Consider the following 25777-nt stretch of genomic DNA (forward strand, 5'->3'; position numbering starts at 1 on the left):
TCGGCCGAGTGGTGCTAACGCGAGGCAAACTGCGGCAGTCGCGTGATTTCGCTCAGATATTTGCCGTAGCCGCTCTTCTCCAACGGTTGAGCCAACGCTAGAAGTTGATCGCGATCAATAAAGCCAAGTCTGAACGCGACCTCCTCGAGGCACGCAATCTTCATTCCCTGCCGCTTCTCCAGGGTCTGCACGAACGTCCCTGCGTCGATGAGAGATTCGACCGTGCCGGTATCCAACCACGCAAATCCCCGCCCCATGCGTTCAACGTGGAGCGCATTGGCCGAAAGGTAACGCATCTGAAGATCGGTAATCTCGAGCTCGCCGCGCGCCGATGGCTCGACACGGCGAGCGTAGCGGACGACGCGGTTGTCGAAAAAATACAGCCCCGTGATTGCCCAGTTCGAAGCCGGCCGTTTGGGTTTCTCTTCGATCGACACGGGGCGGTCCGCTTCATCAAACGCGACCACGCCGTACCGTTCTGGGTCTCGCACGTGATAGGCAAAGACGGTTGCGCCTTCCGCGCGACCTGCCGCCCTGGCAAGCAACTCGCTCAGGCCATCGCCGAAGAAAATATTATCCCCAAGCACCATCGCCACGCGATCGCTTCCGATGAAATCGGCCCCGACAATGAACGCGTCTGCCAGACCAGCGGGTCGGGTTTGTTCGGCATAGCTAAGCTTGATCCCCCATTGGCTGCCGTCCCCTAGCAATCCCTCGAACTGAGACCGATCCGAAGGCGTGGTGATGATCAGAATTTCGCGGATCCCTGCCAACATCAGCGTCGACAGGGGATAGTAGACCATGGGCTTGTCATAGATCGGGAGCAACTGCTTGCTGACCACTCGTGTGATCGGATAGAGGCGCGTTCCGCTGCCGCCAGCCAGCACGATTCCCTTCAGCATCGGTTTCTCCTCCGACCAGCTGGTCCAGACAAGCTTGGAGTGAATGGCGCCAAGGCGCCAGGCGAATCCCGAACACGCGTTCGGCCTTGGATGAGTCCAGGCGCGAGTTCCGAGGCCGACGCGCAGCGGTCGGAAACTCCTCAGTCGTGATCGCCTCGAGCGCCCGAATCCGCGCTCCACGACGGGAACACTCGTGAAAGATTGCCTGCGCAAAATCGTACCAGCTTGCCTCGCCTTGGCCACCGAGATGAAAGATGCCGGCCGTGGCCCTGCGATCGTCGGTTAGTGATTGCTGAGCGATCCGAAGGACGGCTTCCGCGAGGTCGAACGCGTAAGTCGGGTTACCATGTTGGTCGCTGACAACCCTCACGACCTGCTGCGTCTCGCATAGCCGCAGCATCGTTCGGACGAAGTTGCTGCCATAGGGACTGTAAAGCCAGGAGCATCTGATCACGGTCGCGAGCGGGTGCGCTGCCAATACAGCAGCCTCCCCGGCAAGCTTGGATGCGCCGTAGACGTTCAACGGCGCCGGAATGTCGCTTTCGTCGTACGCCTCGGGTTTCGCACCGTCGAATACATAGTCGGTCGAGAGATGGATGAGCGGAATGTTCATTTGCCACGCGACATCCGCCAGCGTGGCCGCGCCATCGCGATTGATGCTGAAGGCCCTCGCCGCTTCAGATTCGGCCTGATCTACCGCCGTATAGGCGGCCGTGTTGATGATCGCAGACGGCCCGATCGACGCAATGAGCTTGTCGATACCTTCCCGATTCTCTAGATCGAGTTCTGGGCGCCCGAGAGCCACCGCAGGCAAACCGCGCGTTGTGGCAAGATCACGAAGGCACATTGCCAGCTGACCATTCCGTCCGGCAAAGAGGATTGGTCGATCTGTCATCTCCACCTCAGTTTTGGGCGGCCAGGAGACCCAGACGCGAGCCGTCATAGACCCCACTACGAGCACGCTCCCACCAGGCGCGGTTCTTGAGATACCATCCGACGGTTTCGAACAGGCCGTGTTCGAAGGTTCTGATCGGTTTCCAGCCGAGCTCGCGATGTGCTTTCGATGCGTCTATTGCATAGCGGGCATCATGCCCGGGACGATCCGGCACGAACGTAATGAGAGAACGTCTGCACCCCGCGCCCGGAGATAAGCGATCCACAACGTCACAGATCCGGGTGACGACCTCCAGGTTGGATCGCTGGGCATCTCCGCCGAAGTTGTACTTCTCGCCGGGCCTTCCTTCGTGCAAAAGTCGTATCAAGCCCGCGGCATGATCATCGACGTGAAGCCAGTCGCGGATATTCCTTCCGTCGCCATAGACCGGCAGAGGCTTCCGGTCGATCGCATTGAGAATCGTCAGCGGGATGAGCTTTTCCGGAAACTGATACGGCCCGTAATTGTTCGAGCAGTTCGACACCATCACCGGCAGGCCGTAGGTCCGAAACCACGCGAGTGCGAGGTGGTCCGCGGCGGCCTTGCTCGCCGAATAGGGCGAGCTCGGCCTGTAGGGCGTATCCTCGCGAAATAGATCATCTGGTCCCAACGAGCCGTAGACTTCGTCTGTCGACACATGGATGAATCGGAAGTGCCTCCGCCTCGAAGCCGGTAGACGTTCGTAGTAGGCTCTGGCCGTCTCCAAGAGCGTGTAGGTGCCAACCACATTGGTATTGACGAAGGCGTCGGGTCCGTTGATGGAGCGGTCGACGTGGCTTTCGGCGGCCAGATGTATGATCGCGTCAGGCTCATAGTCAGCGAACGCAAGATCCATGGCCGCGCGATGGCAGATGTCGGATTGCAGGAACGCATAAGTCTCCAGCTTCTCGATGCTCGCGAGCGAAGCCAGATTGGCTGCATACGTCAACTTGTCTATGTTGATCACTGCGGCACCGGTCTGTAGCACCAAACGGCGACAGACCGCAGAACCGATAAAGCCCGCTCCGCCGGTCACCAAGATACGCATTCTACTCGTCTCCACTAGTCGAAAACGCAACCGAGCTGGCTGAGCGTAGGAAGAGTCTGATCCTTTGGCGACACGTGGGCTTCTGAGGACGTCACGGGCCACTCGATCGCTAACCTTGGATCAGCCCAATAAACGCCACCGTCATGACTTGGGGCATAGACCTGGTCGACTTTGTATAAGACGACGGTCTTGGGCTGCAGCGTACAGAAGCCGTGCGCAAACCCCTTCGGGATGAACACCTGCTCGCCGGTTTCACTATCCAGCTGTATCGCGATGTGCTTGCCGAAGCTGGGCGATGAACGCCGGAGGTCAACTGCAATATCGAGAATCGCCCCGCTCAACACCCGTATCAACTTCGCCTGGGCGAACGGCGGCCGCTGGAAGTGCAGGCCGCGCACCGTGCCGATCTGATCCGAGCTGGACTGATTGTCTTGAACAAAGTCATGGAGAATTCCCTTCTCTGCAAACGCTGATCGCTGGAAGGTCTCAGAGAAGTAACCGCGGGCGTCGGAAAACCGATCTGTGCGAATGACTTTGACATCAGGGATCGCCAAGGATCGCAGCTCCAACATTGGGTACCCTTCTGTCCGCTCTCAATTCGTTGAGGCGGACCATAATCCCCGTCGAGATTAATCTTCACGCTCACAATCAACCACGAAACCGTCGCACGATTTCGGCGAAAGCCGTTAGATCAGCCTGCAAGTCACGGAAATCTCAGGGCATTAGCAAACGCCCCTTTGAGCAAAGCCGCCACACCTGCATTTTTCATCTCCGCTTCGATTAATATATTGTCTATTTAATTTGGCAAGCAGGTTTTTATAAGGTATATAATTTCATACCATCTCGCAGATCGCTTTAAATGCCGCCTGCGGGCGGGCGGGCGCAATGTGACCAATCGTCGGACAGGTACGTGATGCTTCAGAACAATCTTCAACATGCGGATAGAATGCGGCTGCCGGTGAACGGACCGGCGCAACCCGCCCAGGCGGACGGTGGAGGGATCACCGACGTCATCAATTTCGGCATCGGGCTTCTACGGCGTCAGTATCTCGTAATCCTTGTTAGCGCCGTACTCGCCACTGCGGCCAGCTTGCTCTATCTCCGTGTGGCTTCCCCAACCTATACGGCGCAGGTTCAGATCCTTTTGGCCAATCCCAGGCCTCAATTTGTCCAGCAGCAATCACTCCTCGCCGAGCCGGCCTTCGATCTCAGTCAAATCGAGACACAGCTTCAGCTCCTGAGATCAAAGGCCAATGCGGTTGCAGTAATTGACAAGTTGAAACTGGCCGAGGATCCGGACTTTAGTGCATCCGGCCTCTCTTTGCAGGCGCTCTGGCAACGAATTTGGCCATGGCCCTCGACTAGATCGAAGAAGGATGCGCCACCCGAGACGAATGGCGAACCATCGGACACTCTCGTAGACGCATTTCTCAGTCGGCTTTCCGCTGGACGTGTCGGGTACAGCCGGGTCATTGAGATCAGCTACAGCTCGAGCAACGCAGCTCGGGCCGCGGAGATCGTGAATGCGATAGCCGACACTTATGTTGCAGACCAGCTCAATGCAAAATTCGACGCCAATCGCAAGGCAACCAGTTGGCTGCAGGAGAGGCTACGTGATCTGGGGGACCAAGCCCTCGCCGCGCAACGTGCCGTCGACGTCTACAAGGCTCAGAACAACATTGTTTCTCTGGGTGGAAAGCCCATCGACGAGCAGCAGATCACGGAGATCAACAATCGATTGGCCGCCGCACGTGCTCAGACATCTGAAGCCACCGCCAAGTTGGCTCGTTATGAAACTCTCCTTGCCGTCGACCCGAAAAAGCCGTCCTCGATAGACAATCTGGATGCTATTGGAACGGATGCGCTTAACAGCCAGATTATTACCGGGCTACGCCAGCAATATCTGGAGCTCACGAGACGGGAGGCCGAGTTGGCCGCGAGGGTCGGTCGTGACCACTTGGCAGTCGTCAATATCCGGAACCGCGCGCGAGAGTTCCGCGTCTCCATTTTTGACGAGGTCAAGAGACTTGCCGAGGTCAGCCGAAGCGAATTCGAACTGGCCAAACAGCGCCAGGAAGAGATCGAAAAGCAATTATCCAAAGCCGTTTCGCAATCCCGTTCGGTCAATTCTGCTGAGCTGACCATCAAGGACTTGGAAAGCAAGGCAAAGGGCCTGCATAGCTTGTACGAGACCTTCCTTCAGCGCTACATGGGCTCTACACAGCAGGAGACGTTTCCCACCTCGGATACGCGGGTACTTTTTCCGGCTTCGCCGCCGGCGAGCAAGAGCAAGCCGAAAGCAAGGTTGATCCTGGCGTTTGGCATTCTCGGCGGTCTCGCGCTGGGCATCGGCTTGGCGCTCCTCAGAGACCTCATGGACCGCGTCTTTCGGACCTCTTCACAGGTGGAAACCGTACTGGAGTTGCCTTGTCTATCTTTGGTCCCGTTGTTGCCGGCCCGCAAATCTCCCAAACCACCAATCCGCCTTCAGAAGACCGATGATGATGTTCAGCGACGGATAGCCTCGTCTCCAACCGCAATTCATCAGACCGTGGTCGGGATGCCACTATCTCGATATACGGAGGCCATTCGTTCCATCAAGCTAGCGATCGACCACAACCCGGCGAAAATCTCTTCCCAGGTCGTCGGCATTACCTCTGCGTTACCGAATGAGGGGAAGACCACGATTGCAGCCTCGCTCGCACAGTTGATCGGGCACACCGGCAAAAGAGCTATCATCGTCGATTGCGACCTCAGGAATCCGTCACTAACCGGCATCTTCGCGCCCAAGGCGGCCTGCGGGATCATCGAAGTAGCAAACGGTAGCCGGTCGCTCGCCGAAGCTGTCTGGAGGGACCCGACGACCAATCTTGCATTTCTGCCCGCCGTGCGTCGCGGACCTTTGCTCCACACCAGCGAAATTCTTTGCGCGGACTCGATAAGCAAACTCTTCGACCGTTTACGAGCCGAGTATGACTACATCATCGTCGACCTTCCGCCCTTGACGCCGTTGGTGGATGTTCGAGCCACTTCATCCCTGATTGACTGCTACATTCTCGTTGTTGAATGGGGCCGGACCAAGATTGATGTCGTGCAACACGCACTGCACACGGCACCAAACGTTCACGAATCTCTGATTGGGGCAGTTCTCAGCAAGACCGATACCAAGGCGATGGCTCGATATGACGGTCATCGGAGCTACTATTACCATGATAGCCATTACATCCGTTATGGTCTTTCTGGCTCTTGAGGCTCGCTCATAGCGGCCTGCCCCTTTAGCTGGCCTGAGGGACCAGCGGAGTGACCGCACAACACCACGGGTGTTCACATGATGGTCCGGCTTGTCATATTGGCCGAGTTGGTGGCGATTGCCGCGGCGCTTGCAATGCCAGAAAGCCTGCAGGCCTGGGTATTGATATCGGTGGTACTCGCAACAGCGGCGCTAACGGTCGCGATCTTTCTACCTCCCTCCTCCCTCGGGCTTGCTAAACTGCTCCGTCCTAGTCTCGTCGTTGTACTCGCGGCTCCGGCGCTCTGGATGGCTTTGCAGGCGGTGCCGATGCCGATTGGCAAACTCGGCAATCCCATTTGGGCTACTGCATCGGCGACCTTAAACGAGCCCCTCGCCGAAAAAATCACAGTCGACACCACGGCGACCATGTTCTCGCTCGTGCAGTATTGCGCCGTGCTTGCTGCAGGTCTCACTGCAGCAGTCATCGCGCTTGACCGACATCGCGCAGCGCGACTGCTACATATTCTGCTGTCGATAGCCACAATCGTTACCGCCTTGTGGTTCGGCAGGGAAATAACCGGTGTGGCTGGGCCCGATGGCTCAACCGTCGCGGTGCTCGGTGTGTTGCTCTCCTGCGCAACGGCAATTCGTGCGGTCGATCAAATACTCCGACGCAGTCGGCCAGGAACAATTGCGCTAGGCCCTCTCCCTGCGTTGTCCGTCGCGACCATCGCATTGATTGTCTGTATGGCGGCGCTGCTCATTCGGGGCAACTCAACTGCACTCGTCTCGGCCCTCCTCGGCTCAGAAATCTTGCTCTCGGTGTTCGCGGTTCGCAGGTGGTTCCCGGGATTGTGGGGTACCGCTGGCGTCCTTGCGACTGCCACGATTGTCTTCATTGCCACGGCTACGGTCATTCCCTTCAGAACGAACACCGATCTGACGATCGTCTTGTCAATGAGCAGTCAGGCCGCGACAGAACGGATGCTGCAGGACGTCGCGCCGGCAGGATCCGGTGCGGGTGCTTCGACGGTACTTTTGCCGATTTATCAGGACGCCGGAGTTGGCGACTCGCCGGAAAGACCAACCGCCGCCGCCACGATCGTTATAGACATGGGGTGGGCTTTTCTCTGCGCGGTCGTGGTTGCTGCCTTGCTCTGCGCTTCTGTGCTGATCAGACGTGCTCTGTCGCGTGCTTACGATTACGTCTTCCCAGCGCTGGGCGCCGGTGCATTGATTGCAGTGACGATACTCGCGTTTTCCGATCATGGTATTCTGGGTTTAGGAGCATCGCTTCTGGTCGCTGCGCTTTTTGGGCTGGCGTTCGGTCAAAGCCTCTCCGACGCAGGACGTGACGCCATATCTTGTGAGCCGAAAGCGACGTCTGACCAAATTGCAGTTCAAGCACCTGCGCCTCGCCGAACGTTGACCCCAACGGTAGTCGCCATTTGGCCCCGCGTTAGCCTGATGGTACTTGGTATTGTGCTGATCGTGGAGGCAGCGTGGATGGCCCTTCCTGAGCGGTATCTCGGTGCAAGATCGTCTTTGCCGGCAGTTCTGTCGACTGCAGCAGCAGGGCCGAGCGCGATGTCGAAGACGATTTCCCTTGCGGCAGCGCGCAAAGATTTGTTGATCCGAGGGGAATCAACATCCAACCGGGATTCAGCTCTGGCGGCCGACGAACAAAGGACAGCTCCTCCCATGACTTCGGACGAGTTTGCCCGTGCATTGCGCTCTTCGCCACTCCGCGGCGACATTTGGCTCTTGCTCGCGGCGACGTCGAAGCACAGTTCGCCCCAGCCCAACACGGCGGCGATGCTCAGAATGTCATACTATACTGCGCCGAATGATTTGGACCTGCTTCCGTTGCGCGTATCGGTCGCACTCGCCGCAGATGTCATGGTGCGGGAGCCCGACCTGCGGGAATTGATCAAACGGGACGTCAGCCTCGTCGTTAGGCATCGCCCTGCCCTCAAGCCAGCCCTTGTGACCGCGTACCGGTCAGCCTCGGCTGATGGTAAGATCTATTTCGAAGGCCTGATTTCGGAACTCGATCCGACGTTCCTCGACCAGGTGCACGCGCAGAGTTCGCAAAGGGGTTCTCGATGACCTCAAGAGCCGCGCCTCAGCCCACGCCACGATCGCAGATCGGCGACAAAGGGGCGCACGCCATTAAATTTGCGGAACCTGGGTTTTTGCTTGATAAGCGCGATTAATTAATAAATAATTAAATATTAAATCGCAGAGCCCCCGGCACATGAATTTCGTGAACCGACATTTCCCCAATCGGGAGGTTACGGATCGCCTCAGTCCCGAACCGACGGTATTCCGCGAGCCCAAATGGCCCCTCCGTTATGACGCGGTCGAGCACGTGGTGCTCGGTGCTGATGTTGCGACTATTCTGTTTGCCAGTCTCGTCTCTACATTGCTTTACCACGCTCAGTATGGGCAAGCCGCGGCCAACTTAGCCAACGCCCTTGGCTTGGCGCTGGTTAGCGCAGCTTGTCTCGTTTGCCTGCTGAAGACCTACGGCCTTTATCAGCCGGTTGAGCTCCTCGTCCTCCGAAACCAGATGCGCGCGGTCTGTTTAGCTTGGATGTCTTCAGTACTTTTCATCTTGGCGGTGTACGGCTTCGCAATTCCCCCGGAGACCTCTCAGCACCCAGGCCTGCTCTTCGCCGTCTTGGGCCTGAGCTTACTTTTGGGCGAACGGTGGGGAGTCAAGGTGCTTCTCGGAAGGGCCCTGAGCGGCAGGAGGTTCGCCACTACAAACATTGTTCTGATCAGCGATCAACCATTGGCGAAGAACGTGGGATTGTCCGAGACCTTGTCGATGCACGGGTATCTCGTCAAGAAACGGTTCAGCTTGCCTCCGTTAGGCTTCGGTCCTGCCTGCCGAAGGCGGCTCACGACGCGCGTCATCGACTACATCCGCACTTGCCATCTTGATCAGGTGGTGGTGGAAGCTGAACCGGAGCGATGGCCCGAACTGCGAGCCTTTGTTGCCGATCTGCGCGTTTTGCCCTTCCCGATTATATTCGTGCCCGTTGGCACGACATCCGAATTGCTTCGACACCCCAAGCGGAGTCTTGGAAGCGCCGTTTGTGTAGAGCTCCAGCGTGGCCCCCTCACACCGCTGGAGTGCGCGATCAAGCGGACGATTGACGTTATCGGTGCGGGCCTCGCATTGGTGATGCTCGCCCCGCTGCTTGCGCTCACCGCGGTGGCGATCAAGTTAGATTCCCCGGGTCCTGTATTCTTTCGGCAGCAACGCTGTGGCTTTAACGGCCGAATCTTCTTGATCCGTAAATTCCGGACCATGCGTGTGCTCGAGGACGGGCCCGTAATCCTTCAGGCCAACCGCGCCGATCGACGCGTTACCCGCGTCGGCAAATGGCTGCGCCGAATGAGCTTCGATGAATTGCCGCAACTGCTAAACGTTCTCGATGGCAGCATGTCGCTCGTGGGCCCGCGTCCTCACGCCGTGGCTCACGACAGTGAATTTGACAAGCTTGTGCGAAACTACGCGCTTCGGCACCGGGTCAGGCCGGGATTGACTGGCTGGGCTCAAGTCCATGGCTGCCGGGGCGCCACTCCCACAGCAGTCATGGTCGAAACACGTGTCCAATATGATCTCTGGTACATCGACAACTGGAGTCTTGGGTTGGATCTCGCAATCCTCCTGCGAACTCCGGTAGAGGTCTTGCGAGGGCGCAATGCCTACTAGAGCACAGATCATGCGAGTAGCGCCTCTTATTGGCCCTTACACTCCTGCCAATTACCGATTAGTCACGCGCGCTGGCGAAGCTTCGGACTTGCTTCGCCAATGCGAAACTCTTCAATTCTCCGGCCAGACTTCATTGCGGCAACCAACCAGCGCGGCCGCTTACCACGTCCCGACCAGGTCTCGGCCGTCTGCGGATTCCGATATTTCGGCAGCACCCGAGGATATTTGCGTCTCGGCTTGCCGGTCGAAGACGCGCCTGCCGGGCTCGAATCCGCCAAAACAGCCATCCCGCCCCCAAGTGCCGCTAAGCGCTTTTCCAGCTCGTTCTTTTCCGCCTTGATCCGGTCAGACAGGATCCCGCTGATTTCCTCATGAAGCGACCAGAGATCGTCAAGGGACATCGCTTCTAACTCAAGTTTCTTAGCCGCCATGATCTCACCGTGTAGTTGCGCCCAACCCAATATTGCCTCTGTCGATATATTAATCAAGACAGAGAGCCCGATTATCCCAGAAGAATGTTTGGAACCGAACTGGAACTGGCGCTCCAGATAACTGGGTCCACGTTAATAATCAAGCCGGGAAAATGAGCGATCCGCACAATTTAACCGCGGACAGGAGATGCGCACATCTATTTGCTTAATCACCGCGCGGGAACTGCTCAAGCCCCATCAGAGATGGCATATGAGCCGATCCCGTCAGGGACCTGCCACGCCGCAGCATTAGATGCTGACGCGCCGGACTGCTTTTGTTAAGCCTCGGCTGGCCTACCGCCTTGCGGCCTCCCCAGAGACGCAAACGGCAGCTAATAATCCCAATATCCTTCAGCGCGCGCCGTCTGAGCTCGATTTGGAAGCTCAGGGCCCGGATATCGGACAACACGGTCGACGGAGCCGCAAACCGGCCGACTGAATCCTGAAGACGTTCAAGAGGATACTCGATCAAACCATGCCTCCTCTACGCATCTTCGCAAGATTCTTTGCCACCAAGATCAATTAATAAAATAATCGTCGCATTAATTATTAAATAATATATAATAGATTTATTGCATGGTCAATTTGAGCACTGATTTGGTCAAACATTCATTTGTCACTCGGACGAAGAATGGCTGGATGACGACGGGTCAGTCGAACGGTGTCGAGAAATGCTAATGCGAAGGCAAGATCTCGAAGCCATGGATTTTGAGGAACTTTGGCTCCTTCACGAGGAGCTGACAAAGATTCTCGCCGAAAAGATCACCGCCGAAAAGCGAGAGCTAGAAAAGCGTCTTGCGCAGCTCAACCAGCCGGATCAACTCGGCGGAGCTGAAAGCGGGGCGACTGAGGCGGGAACAGGCCAGCCGCCTCGTCGCAAATACCCGAAGGTCGTGCCGAAATACTTCAATCCGCTTCAGCCAACAGAGACTTGGTCCGGACGTGGTAAGCAGCCCCGCTGGCTCGTTGCCGCCCTGCAATCGGGCCACACGCTCGAGGAGTTCAAGATCCCCGAGAACGGTGAATCGTCCGAACGGAATGCTGGTGGTCGAGAGCATTCCTAGATGCGCGAAAGTCGGACACACCGCATTGAGCTGGGAATTTCCACCGTGCGTCCCGAGCGGCGAATTCCACCTCGAACAGGCGGCGGATCGAAAACCCGCTTGGCCAACCGACGCCTCAATCGCGAAAGCGATGACGTTCGCTGGCCTTAGACCTTGCCCGCACGAGCTGCGGTCGTCGCGTTCAAAAGAAGTCGTAAGGTGCTAGCTCTTGGCACAGTCCACAATCCCCCTCGGTTCGCCCCTGTTTTTGTCGAGACGATAGTTGCCTCTCTGCGGTAGTTTCTGAAGTCCAGAAGGCTCATCGCCAGGAGAGGCACGCGCGTAGCCGGAAAGCGTGCTTGCATCAACTGACGCATGAACTGCAGGCGAGGAATCAGTCGGGAGCGCAACGCGTGTGGAATATCGACGCCAAGTAGCTCGGCAACGGCGATCAGCTGGGTTTCAACCGCGTTCTTCATCAAGTCGCCCGAGACACGAGAGGCAAGCTTCTCCCAATCGACAGGCTCGGCTGAATGGCTTAGGTCGCGCAATTCAACAAGGTGCCGCAGGTCGAGGTCGCCGAGCCAATAACCATAGTCTTGAAACTGGTCATGGATGATCAACATCAGCGCTTGGAAGGTTGGCGTGGGGATATATACGCGTGCCCGTCCGAGCGGCGCAGGAATACAATGGTTCAGCGCATGCCCGAAGTTCTGGTAGAGGTACGCAGGACCTGGAGCTGCCTGCTGCAGGTCGATGGACCCGACATCCTGGGGGCGATTCAGATCGGCATACCATCTATGGCTTTCGGGAGGGGTCTGGTAATGGATATCGTAACCAATTCCAGATAGCGCGGCGACAGCCGTTCTGGCCTCGTCCGGCATGACCATGATATCCAGATCGGACATTATCCGAACACCTCTTCGCGCCTCGGGCGTGGTCGCCAGTGTCGAAGCCCCCTTGAGTAGGACCGGCGTAATGCCATGACCGTTCAGCGCAACGACGGCCTCTTCGAGTTGAGCGACGAGGCGGTTATTGCGCAGCCCGTTTCGGCGGTGGATATGGCGAATATAGGCGCAGACGTCCTCCGGCAGCACCGACGCGAATTTGTCGACAAAGTCGATGAGCGCCGGCGTCGTCAGGGTCTGATTTGCGAGCCCGATTACGGACGTCCACTCTACGTCGACGGGCGGCACGCCTCGCAAGCAATCGCAGAGGCTCCTGACCGCGCTGCTATGCCTTGCCATTGCACAGATCCACAAGCAGGCGCCGAGCCTCTCCGGCCTCGCAGTAGGTGAGTTGAAGCGATTGCGCACCCGCGACAATCCGCCTTAAAGCAAGAAAGCCAGTCTGCGACAGTCTACCATCGCTGGCGAATGCGTGCTCGATGAGCCGCCTCATTGAATCCAAACGATCTATTTCGGTTAGTTCGGTCGGACCGCTCGCGACCCGGTTCAAGAAGATGATCCAGCCTGCGGAGAAGCTTTCGTTCTGCGCATCAGGAATGGGTACGTACCGCACCCGAACGCCGTCGGAGCGGCAATGCGTCGCATCGTAGCGGTCGCCATGTAGTCGCGAGAGCAAGTCCCACGATCCTTCCTTGAGGGTGAGCGCAAACGGGACTCCGCAGATCGTTCCGTCACCGCCAACCAGCGCGACGTCATCGCCAGCGTACCGAAATCCGGCGTCCACCAGCTGCAATGTGAGGGTAGACTTTCCTGCTCCCGGATGGCCGCATAACAACAGGCCCATGCCGTCGTTCACGAGAGAAGCGGCATGAAGGGAGAACACCCAGCGAATGTTTCGAATAAGCCGCTCGGTGACGTGAGCTTTGATCGTAGGGGCTAGTGCATCGACTTCGCATCTGGAAATGCTGGAATCTTCTGCGCGCAAGAACACTTGTTCATCCAGCATCATTGCCTCGATCGCGATGTCGCCGTCGGCGCCGGCACTCTGGTCCGACACACTGAATGGCGACAGCAGCCGCCTCAAGAGGTCCGGATTTGCAGCCCGGATGTCTATTCTGTGGCGACCCAGATGAGCTGAGAAGGCGCAATCGGTCGGCATTCGCCAATCGACTTCGAGCAACGCTCGATCGACCCAGACATCTACGACCCGTCGCGTGAACTGGCGTGCCGTGTGCTCGTCAATGCCTTGCGCCGCAAGCCCCCGATAAATGTCTCCAAGCGAGGAGCCTTCCCCTAACTTGCACCAGATGAATGCCCCTACTCGGTCGAGTTCAAAAATCTTCTGCCCCGCTTCGCTGAAGATCATTGGTCGACCATCCACCAGCGCGAATACTGCATCCGGAGCCGGTCTCAATACTATCTCTGCCGACGATCTTTCCAGCACGGCTTCCACCAATGTGAACCATTCTGCCTCGCCTGTACCGGCGAGGCGGCGACAGCCTCCGGGATGCGATGTTGTCGCGGCACCGGACAAGCGGACCCGCCGCCACCTGCGAGACTCAATCTAGCCCGGTCTGCGGCGCCTGCGATTTCGTTCACCCGAACACACGCCACCGGTCCGGCTCGTTTGGACATGTCAATCCGGCTGGTCATGCCGCGAGCTGACCGTCCTTGCCCCCGTCTTGAGGAGAAATGTTCAACCCCTGCTCTCCCATGAGGCTCGGCCTGGCGATCGACCGATGAGCATCCAATAGGTACCGATAAGCTTCGCGATCGGCACTCCGTTCTCTTAGAATGCGTTCCTTCTCGCCAATGCTGACCAATTCTGCGCGCATCTGAGCCAGCTGCAGCGTCTCCGAGGTGAGGTTGCACTCGTTAAGAATTAATTCCCACATTGTCTCCTCCAGCCGAAGAAACCTGGACGAGTGTACCTTACGTGATCGGCAGCAATTAACCAACGAGATTTGCAGATTTTGCTTATAATCAAAATTTGTTTCATATTTGAACCTCGGGCGAGCATTCAATACCGTGACAAAGCGCAACCACGTGCCGAACCGACTTGAGAATGGTGGCCTGCAGAAGCCTACGAGAAAAGGGACTGACGTTTTTCGGTAATGCATCGCGCCGCGCAAAAAAATAAATCAGCCGAGAGTCGTAAATCAGACCGACAAGGCGAGTTTTAATTGCACAAATAATAAAAAAGAGAATAGTTAATTGACTGCACCGAGGGGAGTGACACCAGTGATGCGGTTGGCTGATCTGTCCGTCGAGAGGAAATTGATGGTTTTGTCGCAGGGGGAACGTTCGACACGAAGTCGCGGGTATTTCGACATGACGGTTATTAGGCGCCTCCCAGAAGCGTTCGGTTGAGGTCGGACATTATTCAGAGTTGCGGCGAAAGCCCGCAGCTATCCCAAGAATTCGCCAAGCAGGAATCCGGTCGGTTGGAGAAGCGTCGTCACGAGCAAGCTGCCCTTTTGCTCGAACAACGACCCCAGGTGCGATGCCCCCCAAGTCACCCGCACCGACGAGAGCGCACTCCAGCCGGCCGGCCCTTTTTCTCGACAAATACGTGTTTCAGGGAGGCTCGTATGGGCATGATCATGGTCAAGTGTCCGCAATCCGGCCGCGCGATTCCGACCGGCATCAAATCCGATCGTGAGACTTTCCTGCGAAGCATCGTGTTTTTCGGCAATACTCTTTGTCCGGACTGTCGGGCCAATCACAACTGGTTTGCCCGCGAGGCCTGGGTCGAGGAGCCGATCGTCAGAACAGTAGAGGTAGCTCGTACAGCGCCAACGTGCTGATGCAAATGACGCGCGCGCTTCGGAGAGTGTGTTGATATTCCCCTTCCGATAGCGCGTTGCTGTTGCAATGCATTGCAACCATTTAGAATATTTTCGCGCATTGTCGTAAAACGAACCGACGCCCCCGGTGGCCATCGCTTAGACGTTGTTGGCACGTCGCCACAAATCCGAGCTTCCGTCACGAATTCGGCAAAGGCCTGTTTGGGGGTGTTGTAGTGAGTAGTGGGATTTCCAGCCTGGCTGTTCTGCGTGACACAAGAATCGAGCTCGTCAGCCTGCTGGCCCAATTGAGGCGGCTCCGCGAGAGAGTAAGAAGGGCGGAAGCACGGCGCTCGGGACAGAGACGACGATCATCGTCGGCATCGCGCGCCCGAGGCCGCCGAGCATGAGACATCGCACGCAAGGCATCCGCAGTTCAGGGGCAATTGTGACGACTATGCTCCCTGGAGTTGAAGGCCAGCATGGAATTGCAAGCGCTCTTCTGGATCCCCGTTAGTGTAGGACCGCTTCATCGATGCCCAACGGGCGAGGAGAACGATAACGAGCGACCGTATCGCCTCTTTCGTTCCCATTATGTTCTGGCTGGGTATGTCTGACCGACCCGCGAGCTGGCGCATGCCAAACCCGCAACTGACAACCGTCCTCGCCAGACACCTCCCGAGACCTGAACGTGTGCAACCTCTACTCGATGACGAAGAACGTGGACGCGATCCGCCGCTTGTTTGGCGAGCTCAACAGCAGCGTCGGCAACTGAGCATGCCAGGCATTTTCCCGGATTACCCCGCCCCCAATCGTCCGCAACGTGCCCGACAGGCGTGGGATCATTGCGGCCGGCTCTCCGCTGAAACTCATCATTACTTAGGATGGGGGGTGAAATCTTGAGGGCAACGAGCAAGCCACACAGTGAGCTTGCGTTCACTTTCGACGGCTCTTGCACACTCGTATTCACCGCCACGGTGGGCAACCCGCCAGCGATTTGCAAATTGTGGTGCGCTCGGAGGGACTCGAACCCCCACGGTGTTACCCACTGCCACCTCAAGGCAGCGCGTCTACCAGTTCCGCCACGAGCGCTAGGAGATGCCGGCCTGAGGTCGTTCGGGCGGCCGGATCAGCGGCGCCGATCTAACAAATCCATCAGGGGGATACAAGCCTGCAAAAGCCCTGAATTCCACAAGCTTGGCAGGAAAAACGCCGCCCTTCCCCAGGAGATCGGCCTTATAGGATACCCAGGCCGCTACCGCTTGCCCGGTCCCGTGTGACCGGGGGCCTACCGCGTCCCCGGCGAGCGCGGCAGCATCTGCTTGACCTCGACCGCGATTCTGTTGCGGTCGACCAGCACAACGCCGGAGGCGACCGGCAGATTATTGGCGAGCACCTTGACTTCGTCGGCCTCAGTTGCGTCCAGCTCGATGATGGCGCCGCGGGAAAGACGTAATACTTGATGGATCGGCATCGTGGTCGTCCCGAGGACGACCATGAGATCCACGGTGACTTTGTCGAGAGTGGGCACTGTCAGGACCGCCGCAACTTGAGACTTGGGACTTGGGACTCTTCATTTGCTCCAGAGATGATCACCACGTTATGGTTAGCCAATGGTTAATTCCCCTGAAAGCCACCGCCAAGACCTCGATTTGACGTCGTTTTCCGCCGCAGGCGGCGAAGTCGTCGAATGGCGGATTTCGGATGCCCCGGTGCCCTATCTGGAGGCCGTGGCCGCCATGGAGGCGCGTGTCGCGGCGATCGCCGCGGGCGAGGCCCCTGAACTGGTCTGGCTGCTGGAACATCCCCCGCTCTACACCTCCGGCACCTCGGGCAAGGAAAGCGATCTGCTCGATTCCCGATTCCCGACCTTCGCGACGGGGCGCGGCGGGCAGCTCACCTATCACGGACCCGGCCAGCGCGTGGCCTACGTCATGCTCGACCTCAAGCGCCGCCGGCCGGACGTGCGGGCCTATGTCGCGAGCCTGGAAGAGCTGATCCTGAAGACGCTCGCCGCCTTCAACGTCCGCGGCGAACGGCGCGAGGACCGGGTCGGCGTCTGGGTCAGGCGGCCCGACAAGGGACCTGGACACGAAGACAAGATCGCGGCGATCGGCGTCCGCCTGAAGCGCTGGGTCTCGTTTCACGGCATCGCCATTAATGTCGAGCCGGAGCTGTCGCATTTCGCCGGCATCGTGCCCTGCGGCGTCGTCGACCCCCGTTACGGCGTCACCTCGCTGGTCGATCTCGGCCAGCTCGTGACCATGGCCGACGTCGACATCGCGCTCAGGCAGGCGTTCGAAGAGCTGTTCGGACCGACCCGCGCGCTGCTGCCGGAAGCGGCAGTCTAATACTTTTTTTGTTGAGCCGACCGCGCCGCTCTCCGCCCGTCGCGGAATCAGCTACGCTTCATTTCGGTGCCGCCCACGCCTCCTCCCTCCGCCGGGAAAGCAGACCTCATGCCGGGCGAGTTGATCATCGGCCGCCTGTTCGAGCGCCAGGCATAAGGAGGGGTTGCGATCCATGCTCGCAATGGGAGGTTTTGACGATGAAACTGTCTGCGCCCATCTACCATCTGAAGCGCAAGGCCAGGCGCCTGTCCCGCGAGGCCGGCATTCCGCTCCACGACGCGCTTGACCGCATCGCTGCGACGGAGGGCTTTTCCGCCTGGAGCATGCTCGCGGCGAAAGCAGCCGCACTGACGCCGGCGAGCAAACTGTTCGCGCAGTTCCGGCCGGGCGATTTGGTGCTGGTCGGGGCCCGTCCCGGCCAGGGCAAGACGTTGATGAGCCTCGAACTTGCCGTCGAAGCCATGAAGTCCGGCCATCGCGCCGCATTCTTCTCACTGGAGTACACCGAGCGAGATGTGTTGGACCGCCTCCGTGCGATCGGCGTGGAGCCCACACAGTTCGACAAGCTGTTCGAGGTGGATTGCTCGGACGCAATCAGCGCCGATTACATCGTCAAGCAGATGGAAGCGGCGCCGCGCGGCACCTTCGTCGTGATCGACTATCTGCAACTGCTCGATCAGAGGCGGGAAAACCCCGACCTGACGGTGCAGGTGCGGGCGCTGAGGTCGTTCGCGCGCGACACGGGGCTGATCGTCGTCTTCATCTCGCAGATCGATCGATCCTATGATCCCGCAGCGAAGCCCTGCCCCGATCTCAGCGATGTCCGCCTGCCCAACCCGCTGGGCCTGACGCTGTTCGACAAAACATGCTTCATCAACAAAGCCGAAGTGCAATTCCGCGCGGCGAGCTGATGGCTGCAGGCCGCGGGTGAGATGGCTCACCCGCGGCCTCTCGCATCACGCCGCCTGCAGCGAAACCTCGAGCTTGCCTGCGATGTAGCGTCGCTCCTGGGTCAGGCCGCCGAAGCCGTAGGCGTCGCCCTTGACCTCGTCGACATGCAGGTAGGTCTCGGGATGCAGCGGGCCCAGGATCTCGGCCATGCGCTTGAACATGGCGGCGAGATAGGTTGCCTTCTCGTCCTTGGTGTTAGTGCCCTCGGTGACGTGGATGTCGATCCAGTAGCTCGCGAGCTTCTGCTCGGCGAGCGACTTGCCGCCAGCGAACCAGTCGCCTGCCTCGACCGACTTCACGATGATCGCGGTCACCTTGGGATCCTTGTGCAGGATACTTGCTGTGAGCTCGGATACCGCGCTCGCGATATCGGCCTTCAGCGAGGGGGACTGGCGGGACGTGGTGTAAGATACGGTGATCAGGGGCATTGTCGTTCTCCTCGATAAGCTGCGCAAGTTGCGCGGCGTTGGAGGAGAAACTAGACCTGTCGCTGTCATTTTGGTATCTTATCTATCCTGATATCAGTGATAATGATTTATAATGAACCCCACACTCGACATCGCCACCGTCCAGGCCTTCCTTCTGGTCGCCGACCTTCAGAGCTTCACCCGCGCCGCCGAAGCGCTCGGCACGACGCAGGCCGCCGTCAGTCTCAAGCTGCAGCGGCTGGAGACATTGCTGGACAAGCGCCTCGTCGAGCGCTCGCCGCGCGCAGTCCGCCTTACCGCCGATGGCGCCGCGTTCCTCGATCGCGCCCGCGCGTTGATGACGGCACACGATCTCGCGCTGTCGGGCGACGCGCCGGCCGCGCAGTCGCTCTCGCTCGGCATCTCCGATCACGCCGCTGGCCCCGAATTGGTGCCGCTACTTGAGCGCCTGCACGCCATGTCGTCCAACCTCACCCTCGCCGTCACCATCGGCTTCTCGCGCGAGATGCAGGATGCCTACGATGCGGGCGAGCTCGATGCGGTGATCGTGCGCCAGGAAGGCAGCCGCCGCGGCGGCGAAAAATTGGCCGAGGACGAGTTCGGCTGGTTCGCCGCACGCCGCTTCACCCTGCCGAAAGGGGAGCCGTTGCCGCTCGCAACGCTCGCCCCGCCCTGTGGCGTCCGCGCCGTCGCCGTGCGCGCGCTCGACAAGGCCGGCATCTCCTGGCGCGAGCGCTTCGTCGGCGGCGGCGTCACCGCGGTGGTCGCGGCCGCGCTAGCGGGGCTTGCGATCGCGCCGCTGGCGCGGCGTATCGCGCCGCCCGGGCTGATGGACATCGGTCCTGCGCACAAGCTGCCGAAGCTCGGCAGCTCGAAGGTAATGCTGCATTCGAAGGTCAGCGATCCCGCCAAGCTGGCAGCGTTGCGCACGCTGACGGCGACGTTTCGAAGTGTGACGGCGGCCTAGTGCGGAGACCGCAGGCGCTCCTCGCCTGCGTATCGTCCCGCGATTTGCCAGTAAGCCACTCCAGCGAAGCATCCGGCTACGACAAAGAGCCAGCTCGATCCGTCGAACCCGCGGAACAGTACGGTTTGGCTCACGGCGCCGACCAGCCCGCCGGCAAGACCAAAGAATAGCAATGATCGGATGCAGAAACGCTCGCTCAACCAGATTATGGCGGCTGAAGGTATGCCACTGAGCACGCAAACGAAGAACAGGATCGCTGGCACGCCAATCAAGATCGCAAGGACGAAGTCCCACACGGACAGGGCGGCGAAGCGCCTGACGCCGACCAATGCCACCACGAAGAGAAAAAACAATTCAATAACAGCCGTTGCCGTCAGGCATCCGCCGAACCAGCCTCGTCTCACCCGAGAGCAGCTCTCGCAAGACATATCATCACCTCACAGGATCGCCTCGAACGCGCTGCGCAGCGTCTCGTGGCGGAACACGAAGCCGCGGCTCAGCGCCTTGTTCGGCAGCACGCGCTGGCCGCCGAGCAGAAGCTCGTCGGCAAAGCCGCCGCCGATCCGGCGCAGCAGGCGGCCGGGAATGCGGAACACGACGGGCCGGTGCAGGCGGCGGCCGAGCTCTTCGGTGAATTTCGCGTTGGTGACGGGGATCGGCGCCGTGGCGTTGACGGGACCCGACAGATCCGGCGTCGCCATCACATAGGCGATCAGGCGGATCAAATCGTCGCGCTCGATCCAGGACATCCACTGCCGCCCGGTGCCGAGCGGGCCGCCGAGGCCGAACTCGAATGGCGTCAGCATGCGCGTGACGAAGCCGCCTTCCGTACCGAGCACGAGGCCGATGCGCAAATACACCACGCGCACGCCGAGCTCCTCCGCCGGCCGCGCCGCTGTCTCCCAGGCCGCGCACAGCTCGTGGCTGAAGCAGGCATGCGACTTTGCCGATTCCGTCAGCACCTGGTCGGCCCAAAGGCCGTACCAGCCGATCGCCGAGCCGCTGATCAGCACCTCTGGCTTGCGCGCGAGCCGCGCGATCAGCTTGACGGCCTCGGTGGTCGTGTCGATGCGTGAGCCGATGATCTTCGCACGCTTCGCTTCGGTCCAGAGGCCGTTGCCGATCGGCTCACCCGCGAGATTGACGATGGCGTCGATTGGCGTGTCCGCGGCGAGCTGGTCGAGGCTGGTGATCAGCGTCACCGGCGGCGGCAGCATCTCGGCTTTCGCGGGATTGCGGATCAGCGCGATGACGTGATGCCCTGCCCCGCTAAGGCCTGCCGCAAGCCGGCTGCCGATGAAGCCGGTGGCGCCAGTGACTAGCACGGTCTTGCGGCCGGGTAGCTTCTCGACAAGCCCGGCTGCGGGCACGCTCTTCATGCGACCGAGCCGCCGCACCGCCGCGAAATCCCTGAGGCCGCACAGTGCCGCGCCAAATGCGCAGGCGGTCGCGGCGATGCTGAGCAGGCCCTGATAGACGACGATCACGCTGACGGGCTGCATCGCCCAGGCGATTAGCACGGGTATCAACAGCACCAGAATGGCGCCGTAATTGATCGCAAGCAGCGTGTGATTGATGCGCTCGCTCGGCGGCAGCTTGCGGCTCAGATCCTCCTCGACAAAATCCATCAAGGTGATGACGATCTCGGCGACCAGCACCACGACGATCAACAGCGCCAGCACGCCGTGAACCTCGAGCCAGCCGAGCACCAGGAACAGCAGCGCATAGAGCATGTTGCGGATGCCGTGCAGCTTCAGCTCGAAGCGCTGCGACGGCCGCCAGGCCAGGCGCTCGGTGAATTCGTGGTGATAGAAGGTATCGAACACACCCATCGCGATCTGGATGGCGATGAGCGTCCACAACAGCGGCGTCATGATACGGCCTCCCTGAACAGGACGGACTGATGGATCAGCGCGCCGCGACGCGGGTGAGTGACATCGAGGGTGAAGCGGAAAGCGCCCTCGCCGAGATCTCGGTGCGTCACGGTGAGCTCGCCCGGCGTCAGCCAGCCCGGCAGCGGAAGCCACAGCCGTCCAAGCTGGAGGCCGTAGCCGGCGCTGCGAAAGGTCAGCACCTGATCCTCGACCGCGATGCGCAGCGCCATCGACACGCCGAAGCCGACATATTCCTCGAGCCCGGTCGGACCGGCAAAACGCTTGGCGGAATGGATCACCTGCGGAAAACCGCGCTTGCGCGCGCAGATGCGCGTCCAGGTCTGGCCGCCGGTCGCGCCGTCCTCGGTGACCGTGACGATCATGGGCACGCCGATGTCGCGGCCGGTCGGCAATGGTCCGCCGATCAGGCGTGCGGCCTGCGCAAACCACCAGCCGAAATCGCTGAAGGCGATCTCGTCGACTACGCCGACATAGACGATACTGTCGCCGTCGGCGACGCGTTTCGAGAAGCGCCGCCATGTCGCGAGCGGCAGGCGGCCCCAATCCTCGTCCGACAGCAGCGCGCGGAAACGCCGGTCGTCGAGCAGTCTTACGTGAGCGGAGGTCGATGCGTTGGAGCCCGATAGTCTTGCCGACGTCATCGCAACCTCCTCGATGCTATTTGACCTTGCCAATCGGCAGCAGGTTGGCGATCTTCTCGCCAAGCCGCATCAAGGCGACCAGCCGCGGCCGCGGCACTTTCAGCATCTGCATGAACCAGTGGTCGGCAAGCTCGGTGAACGCCAGCATCTCCTTCAGGCGCTTGGCTGCGACGGGACTGATGCCGGGATCGTCCGTGGCATCGGACACGCAAGCGCGAAGGGCCGCGATCGCCGGGTCGATCTCCCGCTCCTTGCGCCGCGCCGCGATTCTCGCGGCGATCTCCCAGATGTCGGTCTCGGCCTCGTAATGGTCGCGGCGGTCGCCCAGGATCGGGACCCGCCGGATCAGGTTCCAGGCGAGCAGCTCCTTCAGCGAATTGGAGACGTTGGACCGTGCCATGCCAAGCGTGTCGGCGATGTCCTCGGCCGTCATCGGCGCCTCGGCGAGATAAAGCAGCCCATGAATCTGGCTTACCGAGCGGTTCACGCCCCACTCGTCGCCCATGTCGCCCCAGTGCAGGATGAAGCGCTCGACAGCGGCGGGCAGTTTCTTTTTTCCGGTTATTTCTGTCATGACAGAAATATCTGACGAACTTGCTTTCTTGTCAAGACGCGCCTTGCATACGGGTCGGTAAAGCTTGCCTAGAAATGTCCCACAGGGCGGGAACCATCTCGCGGATGCCGCGTTTGTTCCCGTCGAGGCGGGGTCCGGGAATGGTCGAAAAGTTCAGTCAACAGAGAGACCTGTTCGAGAGCGAGCGCAGTTTCCGGCTGTTGGTTGAGGGGGTTGCCGACTACGCGCTGTACATGCTCGACCCCAACGGGATCATCACCAGCTGGAACATCGGCGGCGAACGGATCAAGGGCTACCCCCCAGAGGAGATCCTCGGCCAGCATTTTTCCCGTTTCTACACCGAGACCGACCGCGCCAATGGCAAGCCAGCCCGGGCGCTCGGCATCGCGCGGGAAAAAGGCCGGTACGAGGAGGAAGGCTGGCGTGTCCGCAAGGACGGCACGTTCTTCTGGGCGAGCGTTGTGATCGACCCGATCTACGAGGACGGCAGGCTGATCGGCTTCGCCAAGATCACACGCGACATCACAGAGCGCCGCAATGCGCAGCTCAAGCTCGAGGCGATGCAGAAGCAGTTGGCCGAGTCGCAGAAATTCGATGCGCTGGGGCAGCTCACCGGCGGTGTCGCCCACGACTTCAACAATCTTCTGATGATCATCAGCGGCAGCCTTCACATCCTGAAGAAAGGCGCCGCCGACGACCCCAAGCTCGAGCGCGCCATCTCGGCGATCGACACCGCGACCAAGCGCGGCGCAGCGCTGACCAACCAGCTTCTCACCTTCGCGCGTCGGCAAAGCGTCAACCCGCAGGCGATCGATTTTGCCGACCGTGTCGCGGCGATCCGCGAGGTGCTCGACGCGGGCGTCGGCAGCTCCGTGCGCCTCGCTTTCGACATCCACTCCGACACCTGGCCGATCAGGGCCGACGTCTCCGAGCTCGAGACCGCGCTGCTCAACCTCGTCATCAATGCCCGCGACGCGATGCCGGACGGCGGCACGGTGACGATCGGCGCACGCAACGTCGTGCTGAACGAGACGCCCCTCGTCGGCGATTTCGTCGCAATCGACGTCCGCGATACCGGGCTCGGAATTCCTTCCGACGTCCTCGACAAGATCTTCGAGCCGTTCTTCACGACCAAGCCGATCGGAAAAGGCACCGGCCTCGGCCTTTCGCAGGTGCACGGCTTCGCCCACCAGGCCGGCGGCACGGTGAAGGTCGCGAGCGAGCTCGGCAAGGGCACGACATTCACCATCGTCCTGCCGCGCGGCACAGATGTGCCGTCGCGGGAGACGCCGGGAGCGACGTTCCGCGGCAGCGGCACGGTGCTGCTGGTCGAGGACAATCCCGACGTCGCGCTGGTCAGCATCGGTCTTCTGGAGCAGCTCGGCTATCAGGTGCGCCGTGTCGCCGATGCCGAAGCGGCATTGCGCGAGATCGAGAGCGACGGCGTCGACTTCGTGTTCTCGGACATCGTCATGCCCGGCAAGATGGACGGCCTCAGCCTCGCCCATCGCCTCCGCCAGATCCGTCCCGGCCTGCCGATCCTGCTCGCCACCGGCTACAGCGAGGTCGCCGCCGGCGTGCGCGGCGATTTCCCGATCCTGCGCAAGCCCTACGAGATCCACGAGCTGAGCGAGGCGATCGCGAAATTGCCGAAGTGACGGCTTCTTCATCTCTCCCCGCTTGCGGGGAGAGCGCGATATATCTACACCGTCGGCAGCACCGAAAATGCTTCCCCTGCCCTGCGCAAATTCAGCTCATCCACGCTTGCCGTCTCGCTGGTGACACTGTCGACGCGCGAGGATGGCGGCCCGTGGCGGCACAGCGCGACCATGTCGGCAACGTGCGTCGGCGCGCCGGCGAACAGCGCTTCCACGCTGCCGTCACGGCGGTTGCGGACCCAGCCTTCGAGGCCATACGCGGTGGCCTGAGACTCCACCCAGGCTCGATAACCGACGCCCTGCACGCGGCCGCGGACCATGACTTGGAGAATCGCCCGGCTCATGTCTTCGATCCGAGGAAATCAGCGCTGCGCGCCTTGACCGCGGCCTCGCGCGTAATGCGGGCCATCAGCTCCGACGATGCCAGGCCCTTGAGGCTTTTTGGCGCCATGCCCTCGCGCAACGCCTTCTGCGTCTCGTAGACGGCTTGCGTCGCGGCGGCGATCGGTGCATGGCCCTGCAGCGCGATGCGCACGCGTTGACTCGCAAGATAATCGAGCCCGCCCAATTCCTCAGACGCGCCGCCGAGCACGATCGGCAGCCGCGTGGCGGAGACGATGGCCTCGAGCTCGGCGCGCGACTTGATGCCGGTGAAAAACAGCGCATCGACGCCGGCGGCCTCATAAGCCTGGGCGCGGCGCACCGCATCCTCGATCGAGGTGATCGCGGCTGCGCCTGTGCGGCCCATGATGACCAGCGAGGGATCGCTGCGGCCGCCAAGCGCCGCCTCCATCTTGCCGACGCCCTCCTCCAGCGAGGTCAGCTGTGCCTTCGTCGCACCGAATGCGGCCGGCAACAGCGTGTCCTCGATGGTGAGGCCGGCCGCGCCCGACGTCTCCAGCTCCTGCACCGTGCGGCGCACGTTCAGCGCATTGCCATAGCCGTGATCGGCGTCGACGAGCACAGGCAGCGCCGAGGCCCGCGACATCCGCCGCATCTGCTCGGCAAGCTCGGTGAGCGTGATCAGCGTGACATCGGGATCGCCGAGTACGGCGAGCGAAGCCACCGATCCGCCGAACATGCCAAGCGGAAAGCCGAGATCCTCGGCAATGCGGATCGAGATCGCGTCATAGACCGAGCCGGGATGGACGCACGTCCCGCCCGACAGGATCGATCGCAGTTTCTCGCGGCGGGAACGAAAGGCCATGGTTGCCCTCCCAATATTGCGACGCAGCCGCAACATACTCCGTCATTGCGAGCGCAGCGAAGCAATCCAGTGTCTT

Annotated in this window: 25 protein-coding genes, 1 tRNA gene and 1 pseudogene; 10 read left to right on the plus strand and 17 right to left on the minus strand. The window is 60.3% G+C overall.

Annotation, left to right across the window (positions count from 1 at the left end):
- Window positions 1-14: 14 nt before the first annotated feature.
- The 4 genes from rfbA to rfbC are packed head-to-tail and all read right to left on the minus strand — an operon-like array spanning window position 15 to window position 3435.
- Window positions 15-902 (minus strand): glucose-1-phosphate thymidylyltransferase RfbA, encoded by an 888-nt coding sequence (gene rfbA / locus I6F16_RS18640; protein WP_225114283.1) that lies wholly within the window; start codon window positions 900-902, stop codon window positions 15-17.
- On the minus strand, window positions 811-1797 hold the full coding sequence (gene rfbD / locus I6F16_RS18645) for a dTDP-4-dehydrorhamnose reductase (protein ID WP_225114284.1): 987 nt from the start codon (window positions 1795-1797) through the stop codon (window positions 811-813). The genes rfbA and rfbD overlap by 92 nt, the downstream gene beginning before the upstream one ends.
- Window positions 1798-1804: 7 nt before the next feature.
- Window positions 1805-2863: a dTDP-glucose 4,6-dehydratase gene (gene rfbB, locus I6F16_RS18650; protein ID WP_036029219.1), complete on the minus strand. Its 1059-nt coding sequence runs from the start codon at window positions 2861-2863 to the stop codon at window positions 1805-1807.
- Between the two features lie 14 nt (window positions 2864-2877).
- Entirely contained in the window at window positions 2878-3435 is a 558-nt protein-coding gene (gene rfbC, locus I6F16_RS18655; protein WP_036029165.1) for a dTDP-4-dehydrorhamnose 3,5-epimerase, read from the minus strand.
- A gap of 341 nt (window positions 3436-3776) precedes the next feature.
- Between rfbC and I6F16_RS18660 the strand changes: the two genes are divergently transcribed.
- From I6F16_RS18660 to I6F16_RS18670, 3 genes are all read left to right on the plus strand, one after another.
- The gene (locus I6F16_RS18660) at window positions 3777-6113 is read left to right on the plus strand and encodes an AAA family ATPase (RefSeq protein WP_225173968.1); all 2337 of its coding nucleotides are present in this window, start codon (window positions 3777-3779) and stop codon (window positions 6111-6113) included.
- Between the two features lie 78 nt (window positions 6114-6191).
- The gene (locus tag I6F16_RS18665) at window positions 6192-8204 is read left to right on the plus strand and encodes a hypothetical protein (protein ID WP_225114286.1); all 2013 of its coding nucleotides are present in this window, start codon (window positions 6192-6194) and stop codon (window positions 8202-8204) included.
- 148 nt (window positions 8205-8352) lie between these two features.
- Entirely contained in the window at window positions 8353-9822 is a 1470-nt protein-coding gene (locus tag I6F16_RS18670; protein WP_225114287.1) for an exopolysaccharide biosynthesis polyprenyl glycosylphosphotransferase, read from the plus strand.
- Window positions 9823-9884: 62 nt separating this feature from the next.
- On the opposite strand, the gene I6F16_RS18675 is transcribed toward I6F16_RS18670, so the two are convergent.
- Window positions 9885-10253, minus strand: coding sequence for an H-NS histone family protein (locus tag I6F16_RS18675; RefSeq protein WP_036013596.1), 369 nt, complete (start codon window positions 10251-10253; stop codon window positions 9885-9887).
- 716 nt (window positions 10254-10969) lie between these two features.
- Here I6F16_RS18675 and I6F16_RS18680 point away from each other — a divergent pair.
- A complete protein-coding gene (locus tag I6F16_RS18680; protein ID WP_081493007.1) occupies window positions 10970-11356 on the plus strand; it encodes an H-NS histone family protein in 387 nt (128 codons plus the stop codon).
- A gap of 146 nt (window positions 11357-11502) precedes the next feature.
- Here I6F16_RS18680 and I6F16_RS18685 read toward each other — a convergent pair whose 3' ends face one another.
- The 3 genes from I6F16_RS18685 to I6F16_RS18695 all read right to left on the minus strand — a co-directional run bounded on the left by I6F16_RS18685 (window position 11503) and on the right by I6F16_RS18695 (window position 14138).
- Window positions 11503-12531 (minus strand): nucleotidyltransferase family protein, encoded by a 1029-nt coding sequence (locus tag I6F16_RS18685; RefSeq protein ID WP_225114288.1) that lies wholly within the window; start codon window positions 12529-12531, stop codon window positions 11503-11505.
- A gap of 37 nt (window positions 12532-12568) precedes the next feature.
- Window positions 12569-13609, minus strand: coding sequence for a serine/threonine protein kinase (locus I6F16_RS18690; RefSeq protein ID WP_225114289.1), 1041 nt, complete (start codon window positions 13607-13609; stop codon window positions 12569-12571).
- A gap of 283 nt (window positions 13610-13892) precedes the next feature.
- Window positions 13893-14138 carry a hypothetical protein gene (locus I6F16_RS18695; RefSeq protein WP_225114290.1) on the minus strand — a complete coding sequence of 82 codons (246 nt, stop codon included), beginning with the start codon at window positions 14136-14138 and terminating at the stop codon, window positions 13893-13895.
- Between the two features lie 696 nt (window positions 14139-14834).
- Here I6F16_RS18695 and I6F16_RS18700 point away from each other — a divergent pair.
- Together I6F16_RS18700 and I6F16_RS18705 are read left to right on the plus strand one after the other, a co-directional pair.
- Window positions 14835-15050, plus strand: a complete 216-nt coding sequence (locus tag I6F16_RS18700; protein ID WP_074448160.1) for a hypothetical protein — start codon at window positions 14835-14837, stop codon at window positions 15048-15050.
- 670 nt (window positions 15051-15720) lie between these two features.
- Window positions 15721-15839 (plus strand): annotated as a pseudogene (locus I6F16_RS18705) (SOS response-associated peptidase); the annotation flags it as partial.
- 197 nt (window positions 15840-16036) lie between these two features.
- On the opposite strand, the gene I6F16_RS18710 reads toward I6F16_RS18705, so the two are convergent.
- Window positions 16037-16121 (minus strand) — tRNA-Leu (locus I6F16_RS18710).
- A 196-nt stretch (window positions 16122-16317) separates the two neighbouring features.
- Window positions 16318-16560 carry a FliM/FliN family flagellar motor switch protein gene (locus I6F16_RS18715; RefSeq protein ID WP_018647371.1) on the minus strand — a complete coding sequence of 81 codons (243 nt, stop codon included), beginning with the start codon at window positions 16558-16560 and terminating at the stop codon, window positions 16318-16320.
- An 82-nt stretch (window positions 16561-16642) separates the two neighbouring features.
- On the opposite strand from I6F16_RS18715, the gene lipB reads away from it, so the two are divergent.
- Both lipB and I6F16_RS18725 read left to right on the plus strand, forming a co-directional pair.
- Entirely contained in the window at window positions 16643-17380 is a 738-nt protein-coding gene (gene lipB, locus I6F16_RS18720; protein WP_225114291.1) for a lipoyl(octanoyl) transferase LipB, read from the plus strand.
- A 197-nt stretch (window positions 17381-17577) separates the two neighbouring features.
- Complete coding sequence (locus tag I6F16_RS18725; RefSeq protein WP_225114292.1) at window positions 17578-18291, plus strand: DNA helicase; 714 nt, start codon at window positions 17578-17580, stop codon at window positions 18289-18291.
- A gap of 45 nt (window positions 18292-18336) precedes the next feature.
- On the opposite strand, the gene I6F16_RS18730 is transcribed toward I6F16_RS18725, so the two are convergent.
- Window positions 18337-18759, minus strand: coding sequence for a 4-oxalocrotonate tautomerase family protein (locus I6F16_RS18730; RefSeq protein WP_036029153.1), 423 nt, complete (start codon window positions 18757-18759; stop codon window positions 18337-18339).
- Window positions 18760-18871: 112 nt separating this feature from the next.
- Between I6F16_RS18730 and I6F16_RS18735 the strand changes: the two genes are divergently transcribed.
- Window positions 18872-19726, plus strand: a complete 855-nt coding sequence (locus I6F16_RS18735) for a LysR substrate-binding domain-containing protein (protein ID WP_225114293.1) — start codon at window positions 18872-18874, stop codon at window positions 19724-19726.
- On the opposite strand, the gene I6F16_RS18740 is transcribed toward I6F16_RS18735, so the two are convergent.
- The 4 genes from I6F16_RS18740 to I6F16_RS18755 are packed head-to-tail and all read right to left on the minus strand — an operon-like array spanning window position 19723 to window position 22836.
- A complete protein-coding gene (locus tag I6F16_RS18740) occupies window positions 19723-20130 on the minus strand; it encodes a hypothetical protein (RefSeq protein ID WP_225114294.1) in 408 nt (135 codons plus the stop codon). The genes I6F16_RS18735 and I6F16_RS18740 overlap by 4 nt on opposite strands.
- 33 nt (window positions 20131-20163) lie before the next feature.
- Window positions 20164-21600, minus strand: coding sequence for a TIGR01777 family oxidoreductase (locus tag I6F16_RS18745; protein WP_225114295.1), 1437 nt, complete (start codon window positions 21598-21600; stop codon window positions 20164-20166).
- The gene (locus I6F16_RS18750) at window positions 21597-22262 is read right to left on the minus strand and encodes a DUF4166 domain-containing protein (protein WP_036013550.1); all 666 of its coding nucleotides are present in this window, start codon (window positions 22260-22262) and stop codon (window positions 21597-21599) included. The genes I6F16_RS18745 and I6F16_RS18750 overlap by 4 nt, the downstream gene beginning before the upstream one ends.
- 16 nt (window positions 22263-22278) lie before the next feature.
- Window positions 22279-22836, minus strand: coding sequence for a MarR family transcriptional regulator (locus I6F16_RS18755; protein WP_036029135.1), 558 nt, complete (start codon window positions 22834-22836; stop codon window positions 22279-22281).
- Window positions 22837-22976: 140 nt separating this feature from the next.
- On the opposite strand from I6F16_RS18755, the gene I6F16_RS18760 reads away from it, so the two are divergent.
- Complete coding sequence (locus tag I6F16_RS18760; protein WP_225114296.1) at window positions 22977-24494, plus strand: PAS domain-containing sensor histidine kinase; 1518 nt, start codon at window positions 22977-22979, stop codon at window positions 24492-24494.
- Window positions 24495-24538: 44 nt separating this feature from the next.
- On the opposite strand, the gene I6F16_RS18765 is transcribed toward I6F16_RS18760, so the two are convergent.
- Both I6F16_RS18765 and I6F16_RS18770 read right to left on the minus strand, forming a co-directional pair.
- The gene (locus I6F16_RS18765; protein WP_157280453.1) at window positions 24539-24838 is read right to left on the minus strand and encodes an acylphosphatase; all 300 of its coding nucleotides are present in this window, start codon (window positions 24836-24838) and stop codon (window positions 24539-24541) included.
- On the minus strand, window positions 24835-25701 hold the full coding sequence (locus I6F16_RS18770) for an isocitrate lyase/PEP mutase family protein (RefSeq protein WP_225173928.1): 867 nt from the start codon (window positions 25699-25701) through the stop codon (window positions 24835-24837). Before I6F16_RS18770 ends, I6F16_RS18765 begins: the two co-directional genes overlap by 4 nt.
- Between the last annotated feature and the right edge of the window lie 76 nt (window positions 25702-25777).

This window comes from Bradyrhizobium sp. IC4060, from assembly GCF_020193715.1.
In the GTDB taxonomy this organism is placed as follows: Bacteria; Pseudomonadota; Alphaproteobacteria; order Rhizobiales; family Xanthobacteraceae; genus Bradyrhizobium; species Bradyrhizobium yuanmingense.